This window comes from Arcobacter aquimarinus (assembly GCF_013177635.1).
Lineage (GTDB): Bacteria > Campylobacterota > Campylobacteria > Campylobacterales > Arcobacteraceae > Aliarcobacter > Aliarcobacter aquimarinus.
Genome location: NZ_CP030944.1, coordinates 1 through 15182 on the forward strand (window position 1 = coordinate 1; position 15182 = coordinate 15182).

12 protein-coding genes are annotated in these 15182 nt (G+C 27.3%); 10 read left to right on the forward strand and 2 right to left on the reverse strand.

The genetic code is table 11. From position 1 onward, the window contains the following. From dnaA to gyrB, 3 genes are all read left to right on the forward strand, one after another. Positions 1–1317 (forward strand): chromosomal replication initiator protein DnaA, encoded by a 1317-nt coding sequence (gene dnaA / locus AAQM_RS00005; RefSeq protein ID WP_129095491.1) that lies wholly within the window; start codon positions 1–3, stop codon positions 1315–1317. Positions 1318–1485: 168 nt separating this feature from the next. Next, entirely contained in the window at positions 1486–2556 is a 1071-nt protein-coding gene (gene dnaN / locus AAQM_RS00010) for a DNA polymerase III subunit beta (protein WP_129095490.1), read from the forward strand. A gap of 29 nt (positions 2557–2585) precedes the next feature. After that, positions 2586–4907 (forward strand): DNA topoisomerase (ATP-hydrolyzing) subunit B, encoded by a 2322-nt coding sequence (gene gyrB, locus AAQM_RS00015; protein WP_129095489.1) that lies wholly within the window; start codon positions 2586–2588, stop codon positions 4905–4907. A 32-nt stretch (positions 4908–4939) separates the two neighbouring features. Here the strand turns inward: gyrB and AAQM_RS00020 are convergent, their stop codons facing one another. Then, positions 4940–5941 carry an NAD(P)-binding domain-containing protein gene (locus tag AAQM_RS00020; RefSeq protein ID WP_129095488.1) on the reverse strand — a complete coding sequence of 334 codons (1002 nt, stop codon included), beginning with the start codon at positions 5939–5941 and terminating at the stop codon, positions 4940–4942. Between the two features lie 140 nt (positions 5942–6081). On the opposite strand from AAQM_RS00020, the gene queF reads away from it, so the two are divergent. From queF to AAQM_RS00040, 4 genes are all read left to right on the forward strand, one after another. After that, the gene (queF, locus tag AAQM_RS00025) at positions 6082–6459 is read left to right on the forward strand and encodes a preQ(1) synthase (protein WP_164967057.1); all 378 of its coding nucleotides are present in this window, start codon (positions 6082–6084) and stop codon (positions 6457–6459) included. Positions 6460–6470: 11 nt separating this feature from the next. Further along, the gene (locus tag AAQM_RS00030) at positions 6471–7076 is read left to right on the forward strand and encodes a MerR family transcriptional regulator (RefSeq protein ID WP_129095486.1); all 606 of its coding nucleotides are present in this window, start codon (positions 6471–6473) and stop codon (positions 7074–7076) included. 234 nt (positions 7077–7310) lie between these two features. After that, positions 7311–7718, forward strand: coding sequence for a YqaA family protein (locus AAQM_RS00035; RefSeq protein ID WP_129095485.1), 408 nt, complete (start codon positions 7311–7313; stop codon positions 7716–7718). 277 nt (positions 7719–7995) lie between these two features. Continuing rightward, positions 7996–9174 carry a YbfB/YjiJ family MFS transporter gene (locus AAQM_RS00040; RefSeq protein ID WP_129095484.1) on the forward strand — a complete coding sequence of 393 codons (1179 nt, stop codon included), beginning with the start codon at positions 7996–7998 and terminating at the stop codon, positions 9172–9174. Between the two features lie 7 nt (positions 9175–9181). Here AAQM_RS00040 and AAQM_RS00045 read toward each other — a convergent pair whose 3' ends face one another. Continuing rightward, a complete protein-coding gene (locus AAQM_RS00045; protein ID WP_129095483.1) occupies positions 9182–10075 on the reverse strand; it encodes an RluA family pseudouridine synthase in 894 nt (297 codons plus the stop codon). 114 nt (positions 10076–10189) lie between these two features. Between AAQM_RS00045 and purB the strand changes: the two genes are divergently transcribed. From purB to AAQM_RS00060, 3 genes are all read left to right on the forward strand, one after another. After that, complete coding sequence (gene purB, locus AAQM_RS00050) at positions 10190–11521, forward strand: adenylosuccinate lyase (RefSeq protein WP_129095482.1); 1332 nt, start codon at positions 10190–10192, stop codon at positions 11519–11521. A gap of 11 nt (positions 11522–11532) precedes the next feature. Beyond that, the gene (locus tag AAQM_RS00055; RefSeq protein WP_129095481.1) at positions 11533–13917 is read left to right on the forward strand and encodes a ribonucleoside-diphosphate reductase subunit alpha; all 2385 of its coding nucleotides are present in this window, start codon (positions 11533–11535) and stop codon (positions 13915–13917) included. A 129-nt stretch (positions 13918–14046) separates the two neighbouring features. Beyond that, complete coding sequence (locus AAQM_RS00060; RefSeq protein WP_129095480.1) at positions 14047–15066, forward strand: ribonucleotide-diphosphate reductase subunit beta; 1020 nt, start codon at positions 14047–14049, stop codon at positions 15064–15066. Positions 15067–15182 lie beyond the last annotated feature (116 nt).

The following is a 15182-nucleotide window of genomic DNA, read 5'->3' on the forward strand; positions in this document are numbered from 1 at the left end:
ATGACAAGCAAAGATTTTCTAACAATTATTCAAAAAGAAGCCACAAAAACTGACTATGAAAGATACTTAAAACAGTTAGTTTATAAAAAAGTATCTTCTGATGAAAAAATTGCCATTTTTGAAGTAAATAACAAGTATATAGCCTCTTGGATAAAGAGTAAATTTACTGGTTTAATTCAACACTGCTTTGAAATTTACGATGGTTCAAAACCTTCTATTGAAATCAAACTTGCTGGTGAAAAAAAATCTAAAAAAGAGATAATTAAAGAGCAAATTCAAAATCAAACAGCTGAAAGTACGATATTGAACCCCTCTTATACATTTGATTCATTTGTAGTTGGTCCCTCAAATCAAATGGCTTATAATGCTTCACTTGCTGTTTCAAACAAACCAGGCATTCAATATAATCCTTTATTCATTTATGGAGGAACTGGACTTGGAAAAACTCACCTTTTACAAGCAGTTGGAAATCACGCAATTGAAAAAGGAAATACTGTTATTTACGTAACAATCGAACAATTTATGAATGATTTTACCTTTTCTTTAAAAAATAAAAGTATGGAACATTTTAGAAATAAATATAGAAAATGTGATGTTCTTCTAATAGATGATATTCAATTTTTAAGTGGAAAAGAGCAAACTCAAGAAGAGTTTTTTCACACTTTTAACGAACTACATAATGCAAAAAAACAAATAGTGATGACCAGTGATAGACTTCCTTCTCAAATTGCTGGACTTGTAGATAGGTTAAAATCAAGATTTGAATGGGGATTAACAGCTGATGTTCAAATTCCAGGACTTGAGACAAAAATTGCTATTATTGAAAAAAAATCTGAATTAAATGGAATCTCTTTAAGTAGAGAAATTATTAATTTTATTGCTACAACACTTGATAACTCTATTAGAGAAATAGAAGGTGTTTTAATAAGAATAAATGCCAGTGCTTCTTTACTAAATCAAGAAATCACGTTACAAATGGTTCAAGGGTTATTAAAAGACCAAATAAAAGAGACAAAAGAAAATATAAAACTTCCTGATGTTATAAATATTGTTGCAAATCAATTAAATATTAAACCAAGTGATATAAAATCTAAAAAAAGAACAGCAACAGTAGCAAATGCTAGAAGAGTTGTAATTTATCTAACAAGAGAATTAACACATAACTCTATGCCAGATATTGCAAAATTCTTAGGAATGAAAGATCATAGTTCAATTTCTCATAATATTAAAAAAGCAAATGAGTTAATTGAAAAAGATGAAAACTTTAAAGTAATCATTGAAAATTTAAAAAATAAAATTATAAATAAGGAGTGGTAAAAACTTTAAAACAAAATAAGTTTTAAAGAATTGTGTGAAAAGATGTGAATACATATCAAACTTTAATCACTTAAACAAATTCCAGTTTTAAGGCTTTAAAGAGGTATTTTCATCTTTTCACATAGACTACTACTTTTACTAATTAAATAAAAATATATAGGAGAAAAAATGAGGTTTGTAATTACAAAAAATATATTTGAAAATGTTATAGCTTCTATGCAACCTTTTTTAGAAAAAAAAGACTCTAGTTCAATAACATCACATATATATTTAGAAATAAATAATACAAAATTAATTATTAAAGCAACAGATTATGAAATTGGTTTAGAATCATACATCGATAATATTACTGATATGGTAGATGGAAAAACTACAGTTAATGGTTCTAACTTATTAGGAATAATTAAAAGATTAAAAAATGAAGATATCTTAATTGAATATTCAAATAATAATTTAAATATAAAACAAAATAAATCTACATTTAAATTACCAACTTATGATGCTAATGAATTTCCTTCATTAAATAAATATGAAAATTTAAAAGATTTATCAATGTCAACTATAAACTTCATTAATTCTATAAGAAAAATTACTCCAGCAATTGATAATAATAATCCTAAATTTGAATTAAATGGAGCATTACTAGATATAAAAAGTCAAAAAATCAATTTTGTTTCAACTGATACAAGAAGATTAGCAGTTTCATTTTTACAAAATATAAATAATGATGAAGTTCAATTTATAATTCCTAAAAAAGCTATCATTGAAATTCAAAAACTTTTTTTAGATGAAGCTAAAATATCTTATGATGACACAAATTTAGTAATTTCTAATGAACACACTAAATTTTTTACAAAATTAATAAATGGAAAATTCCCTGATTATGAAAGAATTATTCCAAATACGTTAAAATACAATTTTCCATTACCTAAAAATGTATTAGTAGAATCTATAAAATTAGTAACTTCTTTATTTTCAAATATCAAAATAACATTTAATTCAACTTCTATAATATTTGAATCACTAGATGAAGATAGTGAAGCAAAAACTCAAATTGATATTGATTTAAATATTGAAAAAGAATTTTACTTAGCAGTAAATGCAAAATATCTATTAGACTTTTTAAGTATGTCAAACAATGACAAAATAAAAATTGGTTTTAATGAATCAAATTTACCATTTTTACTAGAAGATGATAAATTTTTTACTATTGTAATGCCAATAGTTTTAGAAAAATAAATAAAATAAATTAAGTAAGGAAATCTATAATGAGTCAACAAGAATACGGCGCTAGTAACATTAAAGTTTTAAAAGGTCTTGAAGCAGTAAGAAAAAGACCTGGAATGTATATTGGTGATACAAATACAAATGGTTTACACCACTTAGTATATGAAGTAGTTGATAACTCAATTGATGAGGCAATGGCTGGATATTGTAAAAATATTAAAATTACAATGGGAAAAGATAACTGGATAAAAGTAGAAGATGATGGAAGAGGAATTCCAACTGCAATTCATGAAGGTGAAGGAATATCTGCTGCTACAGTTGTATTAACAGTTCTTCATGCTGGTGGAAAATTTGATAAAGATACTTATAAAGTTTCAGGAGGACTTCACGGAGTTGGAGTTTCTGTTGTAAATGCTTTATCAAAACATTTAAAAATGACAATTTATAGAGAAGGAAAAATTCATTATCAAGAATTTAAATGTGGAATTCCTCAAGGACCATTAGAAATAATTGGTGATAGTCCTAGAAAAACAGGAACAACAATTGAATTTTTAGCTGATGATACAATTTTTGAAGTTACAAAATATGAATTTTCAATTTTAGCAAAAAGATTTAGAGAAGTTGCATATTTAAACTCATTTATTTCAATTACTTTAGATAATGAAATTACTAAAACAAAAGAAGTTTATCATTTTGAAGGTGGTATTAAACAATTTGTTGAAGATATGAATAAAGATACAGCTGTTTGTGATGCAGTTTCATTTAATGATACTATTGAAGGTGTTGAAGTTGATATTGCTGTTATGTATAATGATACTTATGTTGAAAAAACTTTATCTTTTGTAAATAATATTAGAACAATTGATGGTGGAACTCATGAAGCTGGATTTAAAGCAGGACTTACAAGAAGTATTGTTAAATATTTAAATGAAAATGCAGCAGCTAGAGAAAAAGATACAAAAATTACTGGTGATGATGTAAGAGAAGGATTGATTGCAGTTATTTCTGTAAAAGTTCCAGAACCTCAATTTGAAGGTCAAACAAAAAGTAAATTAGGTTCTTCTTATGTAAAAGCAATTACTCAAAAATTAACTGGTGATGCATTAGATAAATATTTTGAAGAAAATCCTACTCAAGCAAAAGCTATTATGGAAAAAGCATTAATGGCTGCACGAGGAAGAGAAGCTGCTAAAAAAGCAAGAGATTTAACTAGAAAAAAAGATGCTATGTCAGTAGGAACACTTCCAGGAAAACTTGCAGAATGTCAAAGTAAAGATCCAGCTATTAGAGAATTATATCTAGTGGAAGGAGATTCTGCTGGAGGTTCAGCAAAACAAGGAAGAGATAGAGTTTTCCAAGCAATTTTACCACTAAAAGGTAAGATATTAAATGTTGAAAAAAGTAGACTTGATAAAATTTTAAAATCAGATGAAATTAGAAATATGATTACAGCTCTTGGATGTGGAATTGGTGAAGATTTTGATGATGAAAAAATTAGATATCATAAAATTATTATTATGACCGATGCCGATGTTGATGGTAGCCATATTCAAACACTATTATTAACATTTTTCTTTAGATTTTTAAGACCTGTTATTGAAAAAGGATATTTATATATAGCTCAACCACCACTTTATAGATACAAAAAAGGTAAAAATGAAATTTATCTAAAAGATGATTCAGCTTTATCTGCATTTTTGATTGAAAATGGTTTAGAATCTTTTAGTTTTGAAGGACTAGGATATAACGATTTATTAGATTTATTTAAAATTGTAGCTAGATATAGAGGAATGTTAGGACAACTTGGTAAAAGATATTCTTTATTAGAAGTTTTAAAATATTTAATTGAAAATAATGATTTAGTAAATCTTGATTTTCCAGCACTTTATGAAAAAATAAAAGAGTATTTAGATGCTAAAGGTTACAATATTTTATCAAAAACAATTCTTGAAGATAAAATTCAATTATTTGTTCAAACAAATGAAGGTTTAGAAGAATTAATTATTGATGAGGAGTTATTTGCATCTCCATATTTTAGTGAAGCAACTTATATTTATAGTAAATTAGTTGAAAGAGACTTAACAGTATTTGAAGGTAGAGATTTACTTGATATTTTAGATGATATTGAAACATTAGCTAAAAAAGGTGCTTATATTCAAAGATATAAAGGTTTAGGAGAGATGAATCCTGAACAATTATGGGAAACAACAATGATTCCTGAAAATAGAAGACTTTTAAGAGTTAAAATTGAAGATGCAGAAGTTGCAAGTGATACATTTACTTTATTTATGGGAGATGAAGTAGAACCTAGAAGAAATTATATTGAAGAACACGCAAAAGACGTTGAACACTTAGACGTTTAATAAGATAAAGCATAGTTTTAAACTATGCTTTTTTAATTTGAAAATTTTTCCGTATGAGCAAAAATTTTTCCTCTTTTTCTTAAAATATTATTTACAATATGATAACCATGATTTAAAGCAATAGCAATTGAACCGCCACTTGCAAATGCAATATCACCAGCTACATATATATCTTTTGCAGTTGTTTCTTGATGTTCATCAAATATTGGTTTTAAGTCTTTATCAACTTCTATTCCACAGGCCTTTAAGAAATCAACAGGTGTTGTTCCTCCTATAGCGTAAATTATTCTGTCATAAATAACATTAAAACCATCGTTAAATGTAACTTTAACTTTACCATCTTCATTTTCTAAAGATTCTATATCTGTATTCATTCTAAGTCTTAATTTTTCTTCACCATTATATTTTCTTAATAAATCTTCATTTAAATCATTTAATCTTGAAAAAGTAGCTTTTCTATAAACTAATGTAACATTGTTATTTTCATCTGCTAAATGATAAGCATATTCAGCAGCACTATTTCCACCACCTACAACTAATATTTTTTCATTTGATGAACAGTGGTCTAAATTAAAATTAACAAAAGGTTTTATTGAAGGAGGAATTTTATAATCAGGTTTATTTGGTTTTCCCATTTTTCCAATTGCAACAATCGCATTTTTTGTTTGAATTATTCCTTTTGAAGTATGAACTTCTAATAAATCAGTTTTTTCATTTCTTATTATTTTTTCAACTTCAGTATTAAATATTGAGTCAATTTTTTCATTATCTAATAAATCATTAAAATAGTCTATAGTCGTCTCTTTTGTACCATCAAAAAAATCAACATTTCCTTGTAAAGTTGTAACTTGACCTTTATAATCTTTATCTACTCTTTTATTATCTTTATAAAATTTTCTAATAGTATTAGAGTGATTGTCACTTTTTTCAATTAATAGTATTTCTCCTATTTTATGGGCAGATGCTTCAATAGCACAACCAATACCACCAGGACCTCCACCAATAATTACAACATCATAAATTTTATCTTTCATATAATACTCTCTTATATTTATTTGTTAATTTCATCATTATACTTGAAATAATTTGTTTTTTCAATAAGCAACACTTGTAAGGCATTTTTAGATAGAATTCGTCAAAAATTATATTTATAAAGGTTACTAAAGATATGGAAATTAAATACGGTGAACAAGAAATCTTAGATTTTAATATAGATAATGAAGAGAATTTTTGGCCAAATCAACATGAAAAAAATTATGTAATAGATATTGAATTACCTGAATTTATGGCAAAATGTCCAAGAAGTGGTTACCCAGATTTTGCAACTATTAAAATTCAATATACTCCAAATAAAAAAGTAATAGAATTAAAAGCTTTAAAAATTTATATCAATTCATTTATGAATAGATATATTTCTCATGAAAATTCAGCAAATGAAATTTTTGATATTTTATATACAAAATTAGAACCAAAATGGTTAAAAGTTATTGCTGATTTTAAACCAAGAGGAAATGTGCATACTGTTATAGAAATAGATAGTTCAAAAATGTAAGGATTTAAACCTTGGAAAGATTAGTTACTACCTCTCAAGCAGCTGAAATATTGGGCTTATCTTTACAAGGAATCCACTATCGTATTAAAAAAAATCAATTAAAATCAATTAAAAAAGATGGAAAAATTTTTGTTTATGTTGATGATTCTAAAAAAGTTTATCAACAAGAACAAAAAGTTGAAGCTATAAAGCAAGAATCAAATTTTAATAATTATGAAGCTGTTATCGAAGTAAAAAATGAGCAAATAGAACTTTTAAAGAAATCTATGAAATGGATGAAAAAACAGTATATTTCAGAAATTTTTAGACTTGAAAAAAATCAAAAAAGAATAATAGAAGTGTTCAATTCAGAAATAAAACTTTTACAAAGTGCTTTTAATGAAATGCGTTCTATTTATAAACCTCAAATTGAACAAAAAATATCAGAACAAAAACAAAATAGTGGATTTATAGCGTTAAAAGATTTTTTTATTTTAATGAAAAGAGAAAACAAAAGTGATAAAGAGATAAAACACATCATTTTTGAAGCGATTAAAAATGGGGATAAAAGATTTATTTATAATAAAATTGAAAAAAAATTGCTAATTTTAGATTCTAATTTTGAGGATTTGATTTAAATATAAGCAAAAAAAAAGAGTACTTTTAAGTACTCTTCTCCAGATACCTAAACACAACACTAAAAAAGGTGCCTTGCTATGTTCCCATCCTGGGGCGTTGTCTTTAGAAATGCTTGTAAAGGTCTAAAGAAGAGCATTCAAAATACTAAAAGTATTCTCAATGTTCCTCTTTTAAGGCTGGAAGTATAGCTTAAAAATCTTTAATTTATACTAAATTTATAAAAAAAGGAAGTTATGACCTATTTAATACTATTTATATCAGCTTTTTTATCTGCAACATTACTTCCTTTTGGAAGTGAAGCTTTATTAATTTATAATATTTCAGAAGGTTATGATATTTATTTATTACTTTTTTTTGCAACATTAGGTAATAGTTTAGGTTCTATTTTGAATTATTATTTGGGATTAAAAGGTGAAGAGTATTTAATTGAGAAAAAACTTTTAAAAGAAAAATATATAAATATTTCAAAAAAATATTTTGATAAATATGGTTTTTTATCTATTTTATTTGCTTGGGTTCCAATAATAGGTGACCCTATTACTTTTGTTGCAGGAGTTTTGAAATATGATTTTAAAAAATTTGTTATTTTAATTATAATTTCTAAATTTTCAAGATATCTTTTTATTGCTTTAATAATTTAAAACTAAGTAAGATTTTAAAATTAATTTTTTATCAAAGGAATTTATATTAAAATGTGGATATAATTCGCACGTTGAAAAATTGATGACCGATGAGTATAAAACTTACAGCAGAAGTTTAACTAAAACAAATATACTCATCGCTTATTAATTTGGATATTTTTAATATATAAATTACTTCTTTATCATTTTTCCTTATATCACATATCATTATTGATTATTTGACACAGCATAACTTTTAGTGATAATATACCTTACTTTATATAACCAAGGTTTTTTCATGAATAGACTTTTAAACAAAGATGATAATTTATCCATCTTAATTGCTGGTATATTCGCAATTATTGTAGGTATTGGAGTTGCAAGATTTGCTTTTACTTCTTTAATTCCTTCAATGTTGCAAGATTATTTAGATATTACCTTTGCAGGAATTCTAGCTTCACTAAATTTTGCAGGGTATTTAACAGGTTCAATTTTATCTGTATTTATAAAAGATATAAATCAAAAAGTAGTATTGTTTAGAATTGGGTTAGTTTTAGCAATACTTACAACTTTTGTTTTAGGATTTAGTACAAATGAAACTTATTGGATAATTGCAAGAATAATAGCAGGATTTGCAGGGGCAATGGCTTTAGTAGTAGGTTCAGCAATTGTAATGACAAAATTGAAAATAGAGAGTAAAACTAAAGCTATGGGGATACACTTTAGTGGTATTGGATTTTCTATTTTAACTACAGATTTGTTAAACAGATATATTTTAAGTAGCGGTGGAACTTGGCAAGAATCTTGGAAGGTTTTGGCTATTTTTGGAGCAATTTTATCAATTTATTCGATTTATATCTTATCATTTGATAAAGAAGTAAAACAAAATGTGGTAAAACACAAATTTGATATCTCAATATTTACAATTTTTGTTATTTTATTGATTATGGCATATTTTACAGAAGGTGTTGGGTTTGTTGTTCAAGGAACATTCTTGCCTGATATTATAAATAATCTTCCAGGACTTGAAGGTTATGGAAATTTAACTTGGACTTTAGTAGGACTTGCTGGAATTCCTTCTTGTATTATTTGGATGAGATTAGCTCATAAATATGGAAGTGTAAATATAATTATCATCGCATTATTGATTCAAATGGTAGGTATTTTAATACCAACATTTACAAATAATATCTATTTGAATCTTTTAAGTGGTATTTTTTATGGTGGAACTTTTGTTGGTTTAGTTGCTCTTTTTATGAATCTTGGTGGGCAACTTGCAAAACATAATCCAGTTGTTTTAATGGGAGCTTTAACTACTTCTTATGGAATTGGACAAGTTATAGCTCCACTTTATAGTGTATATTTGATTGAAAAATATGGTAATTATGATTATGCTTTATATTTAACAGCATTTATTGTTTTTGGTGGAGTTTTATTATTGTTAATTGCAAAAAAATTTCAAACACAAAGAGTTTAAATAAATTTTATTTAAACTCTTTGTAAATATCTCTATTTTTAGAGAAAATTTTATAAGTGACATCTTTAAAAGTAAATTCTAAATAGTTTGCATGAAGCCATAATCTATGAGATTTTGTAACTTTAAATCTATCTTCTTCACTCAAAGTTTTATTTAGATAATTTTCAGCATTTACGTCATCTATTCCATAAATTGGGTCACCTAAAATAGTATGACCAATAGAATGTAAATGAACTCTTATTTGATGTTGTCTTCCTGTAAGTGGTATTGCTTCAATAAGTGTTAGATCTTTTTCTTTATTATATTTGATAGGTTTTATAATTGTAACTGATTCTTTTCCATCATCACAAACTTTCATTCTAACGCCAATTGCTAAGCCTTCTCTATCTAAACCTTTATCAATTTTTATCTCTTCTTTTATCTTTCCTTGAACGATTGCAAGATATGATTTGTGATATTTTTTTTCCTGAAACATATCTTTTAGTTCAATTTCACTTTTTTTATTTTTTCCTACTATTATAAGACCAGAAGTTTCTGCATCAATTCTATGAATTAAATTTGCATCTTCTCCAAAATGGTAGCGAATTTCATCAAGTAAAGAGTAAGGGGTATTTTTTGAAATTGGATGAACCATAAGGTTTGTAGGTTTATCAAATATTGCAAAATCATTAAACTCTATCAAAGGTTTTAAACCCCTTGTAGCACCCTCAAAAACAGCAATATAAATATATTCTGTAGGTATTGTATCTCCTGTGTTGATTGTATTCATATTTTCATCAAAAATTCTTCCTTTAGATGTTAGTCTCTGCCCTACTTTTGGTTCTATTCCTAATTCTTGAATTAAAAAAATTTGAATTTTTTTACCTACAATTGCTTTATGTTTTTTTAGTGTGAATGGCAAATTTTTGTCCTGCTATTTTTAATTTTGTTTTAGTTCTTTTAGGTACAATACAAACTAAATTTTAAACTATTTTATAATAAAAAATATAGAAATACGATTATAAGGGATTATGTTATGGTAGAAAGATACGCAAGAGAGCAAATGAGTTCAAAATGGACACAACAAGCTAGATATGCAGCTTGGTTAGAAGTTGAAAAAGCAGCTGTTAAAGCTTGGAATAAATTAGGTCTTATTCCAGATGAAGATTGTGAAAAGATAGTAAAAAATGCTACTTTTTCAGTTGAAAGAATCGAAGAAATCGAGGCTATTACAAAACATGATTTAATTGCATTTAATACAAGCGTATCTGAATCTTTGGGTGAAGAGTCAAGATGGTTTCATTATGGTATGACTTCATCAGATGCTGTTGATACTGGTGTTGCACTTCAAATGAGAGACTCTTTAGAAATTATTATTGAAGATGTAAAAATGCTTATGGAATCTATAAAAATAAGAGCTTATGAGCATAAAATGACTTTAATGATTGGAAGAAGTCATGGAATTCATGGAGAGCCTATAACTTTTGGTTTAACTTTAGCTGTTTGGTATGATGAAGTGGCAAGACATCTTAAAAATCTTGAAGAAACAATGGAAGTTATTGCTGTTGGTCAAATTTCAGGAGCTATGGGAAATTTTGCTCACGCACCACTTGAACTAGAAGAGTATGCGATGGCTGAACTTGGTCTTAAACCAGAACCTTGTTCAAATCAAGTAATTCACAGAGATAGATATGCAAGACTTGCAACTGCTTTAGCACTTTTAGCGTCATCTGTTGAAAAATTTGCAGTTCAAGTAAGACATTTACAAAGAACTGAAGTTTATGAAGCTGAAGAATATTTTGCAAAAGGTCAAAAAGGAAGTTCAGCTATGCCACATAAAAGAAACCCTATTTTAACTGAAAATATTACTGGACTTGCTAGAATGATTAGGGCTTATGCAGTTCCAGCTATGGAAAATGTTGCACTTTGGCATGAAAGAGATATTTCACACTCTTCAACAGAGAGATTCTGGTTACCAGATGCATTTATTACAACTGATTTTATGTTACATAGAATGAACAATGTAATTGCAAATTTAACTGTAATGCCTGAAAATATGATGAAAAACTTAAACTTAACAGGTGGATTAGTATTCTCTCAAAGAGTTTTATTAGAGTTACCACTTGCTGGTGTAAGTAGAGAAGATGCTTATAGAATTGTTCAAAGAAATGCTATGAAAGTTTGGGAAGAGATACAACAAGGTAAACCAACTACAAATGAAAAGGGTGAATCTTTATATCTTCAGTATTTATTAGCAGATGAAGAATTAAGAAATTCATTAAGTGAAGAGCAAATAAGAGAATGTTTTAATTTTGATTATTACACAAAAAATGTAGACAAAATTTTTGAAAGAGTTTTTAACAAATAAGGTAGTATCAAATGGGAATTATGATAAAAAAAAGAAATGGTCGTAAAGAAATTTTAGATATTACTAAAATTCAAAAGATGACTATTGATGCAACTTCTGATTTAGAAGGTGTTAGTCAAAGTGAACTTGAACTTGATGCACAAATTAAGTTTATTGATGGAATGAGTTCATCTGATATTCAAGATGCACTTATTAAAACAGCAGTTGAAAAAATAGATATTGATGTTCCAAATTGGACTTTTGTAGCAGCTCGATTATTTGTTTTTGATTTATATCATAGAGTTGGAAAATCAACGCATGGAATTAAAGGTGAGCCATATTGTCATTTAAAAGATTATTTGAAATATGGAAAAGATGCAGGAAGATTAATTCCAAATCTTGGTGAGGGTTATGATTTAGATGAATTAAATTCTTATATTGATCCTAAAAGAGATTTTTTATTTAACTATTTAGGAATTAAAACTTTATATGATAGATATTTAATCAAAAATAATCAAGGTGATCCAATAGAACTTCCTCAACAGATGTTTATGGCAATTGCTATGTTTTTAGCTCAAAATGAAACAAATAAACAACAATGCGCAAAAGAGTTCTATGATGTTATTTCTAAATTTGAAGTAATGCTTGCAACTCCAACATTATCAAATGCTAGAACAAATAGACATCAATTATCTTCTTGTTATATAGGAAGTTCTCCTGATAATATAGAAGGAATTTTCGATGGTTACAAAGAGATGGCATTATTATCTAAATTTGGTGGAGGAATCGGTTGGGATTGGACACAGATTAGAGCTTTAGGTGGAGTTATTGATAACCACAAAAGTGCAGCTGGAGGAACGGTACCTTTTTTAAAAATTACAAATGATATTGCACTTGCAGTTGACCAACTAGGAACTAGAAAAGGTGCAATTGCTGTATATCTTGAGCCTTGGCACATGGATATTGTAGATTTTATAGATTTAAAGAAGAATTCTGGTGAAGAAAGAAGAAGAGCTCACGATTTATTCCCAGCTCTTTGGATTACAGATTTATTTATGGAGAGAGTTTTAGAAGATTCTCACTGGACATTATTTGACCCTTATGAAGTAAAAGATTTATCAGAGTGTTATGGTGATGAGTTTAAAGCTAAATATATAGCTTATGAAAATGATGAAACTATTACTAAAAATACTATGAAAGCAAAAGATTTATGGAAAAAAGTTTTAACTTCATATTTTGAATCAGGAAGTCCATTTTTATGTTTTAAAGATACAGCAAATAAAGCTAATCCAAACTCTCATGTTGGACATATTAGAAGTTCAAATCTTTGTACAGAGATTTTCCAAAATACAAATCCAAACCATTATTTAATCAAATTAGAGTTTGAAGATGGAATGATTGAAACTTATGAAGAAGAAGATTTAATAGTTGTAGATGGTGGAATTACTAAAAAAGCAAACAAAGTATCAGCACTTGATAGTATAAATGGTAAAAAAGTATTTATAGTTGAAAAAGAGAAAATAGATGGAGATACAGCTGTTTGTAATTTAGCTTCTGTAAATCTTTCAAGAATAAATACAAAAGAAGATATACAAAGAGTTGTACCAATTGCTATTAGAATGCTTGATAATGTTATAGATTTAAATTTTTATCCATTAAGAAAAGTAAAAGCAACGAACATGAAATCAAGAAGTATTGGTCTTGGAGTTATGGGTGAAGCTGAAATGTTAGCTGAATATAAACTAGCCTGGGGTTCAAACGAACATTTTAAAATGATTGATTCTATTATGGAAGCAATTTCGTATAATGCAATTAAATCAAGTTCAGATTTAGCTATTGAAAAAGGTATTTATCCAACATTTGAAGGTTCAAAATGGAGTCAGGGTATTATGCCACATGACCATGCTCCACAAGCTGTAAATGCTTTAGTAAATAAGGATTTATTTGATACGGGATATGATTGGGATAGTTTAAGAGAAAAAGTAAAAAAAGATGGAATGAGAAATGGTTACTTAATGGCTGTTGCTCCAACTTCATCTATTTCTATTTTAGTGGGAACTACACAAGCTATAGAGCCAGTTTATAAAAGAAAATGGTTTGAAGAAAACTTATCAGGATTAATTCCTGTTGTTGTTCCAAAACTATCTCCAGAAACTTGGAATTATTATACACCTGCTTTTGAAATTGACCAATTACAAGTTATAAAAGCAGCTGCAATTAGACAAAAATGGATAGACCAAGGTCAATCTACAAATATTTTCATGAGCTTAGATAAAGCAAGTGGAAAATATTTACATGAAATTTATACATTAGCTTGGAAATTAGGACTTAAATCGACATACTATTTAAGAAGTCAATCTCCTGAAGCAAAAAATGATGTAGAAGACAGAAGCATGGAGTGTGCAGGTTGTCAATAATTTAAGAATTAAATTTTTTAGGACAACTATATATGGCACTGCAAAAAAAAGATTTAAAAAATAGTTTATTAAGAATCGAGTTCCGTATTTTCGGATATTATGTAAAATTTATAGCAAAGAAGGCTTAAAATGGAAAGAAAAACCATATATAACCCAGACTCAAAAGAGAGTTTAAATGATAGAAGAATTTTTGGTGGAAATAGTGATGGAATGATTAATTTTACTAAAATGAAATATCAGTGGGCATTGAATCTTTGGGATACAATGGAAGCAAATACTTGGTTTCCAAAAGAAGTTCAAATGACAGGTGATGCAAAAGATTATAAGTTTTTAACACCGGCTGAAAAAAGAATGTATGATTTAGTTTTATCTCAACTTATTTTTATGGATTCATTACAAACAAATAATCTAATGGACAATATAAATCCATACATCACAGCTCCTGAAATAAACGCTTGTTTAAGTAGACAATCTTATGAAGAAGCAAATCATAGTAAATCTTATGCAGTGATGGTTGAGTCTATTTCTGATAACACAGATTTGATTTATGATATGTGGAAAAATGATGTAAAATTAAGAGAAAAAAATACATATATAGCAAAAGTTTATAAAAATCTTTCAGGTGAAATCACAGATGAAAAAATCGTTTTAGCACTTTTTGCAAACCAGATTTTAGAAGGTTTATATTTTTATGCAGGTTTTGCAGCTATTTATGCTCTTGGAAAATCAGGAAAAATGCTTGGAAGTTCACAAATGATTAGATTTATTCAAAGAGATGAAGTTACTCACCTTTTACTATTCCAAAATATGATAAATTCAGTTAGAAAAGAAAGACCTGAACTTTTTACAACAGAACTTGAAGAGACTGTAAGAGCTATGTTTAGAAAAGCTGTAGAACTTGAATCTGCTTGGGGAGCATATATTACTCAAGGACAAATATTAGGTTTTACAGATGCAATTATTAAACAATATATTCAATACTTAGCTGATAGAAGACTTGAAGCAGTTGGATATAAACCAGAATACAATGTAAAACATCCAATTCCATGGGTAGATGGTTATGCATCTTTCAATGACCAAAGAACGAATTTCTTTGAAGGGAATGTTGTAAATTATTCTAAAGGTTCTATCGACTTCGACGATTTTTAATAGTTCTTTTACCCAATCTCAGCGTTGGAGCAATTCTTTTACTCAGTCACATACTGACTGTATGCTCCTTCCTAAAAAAATCACTCCGCCTTGACCTTGAATAAAATAACTATTAA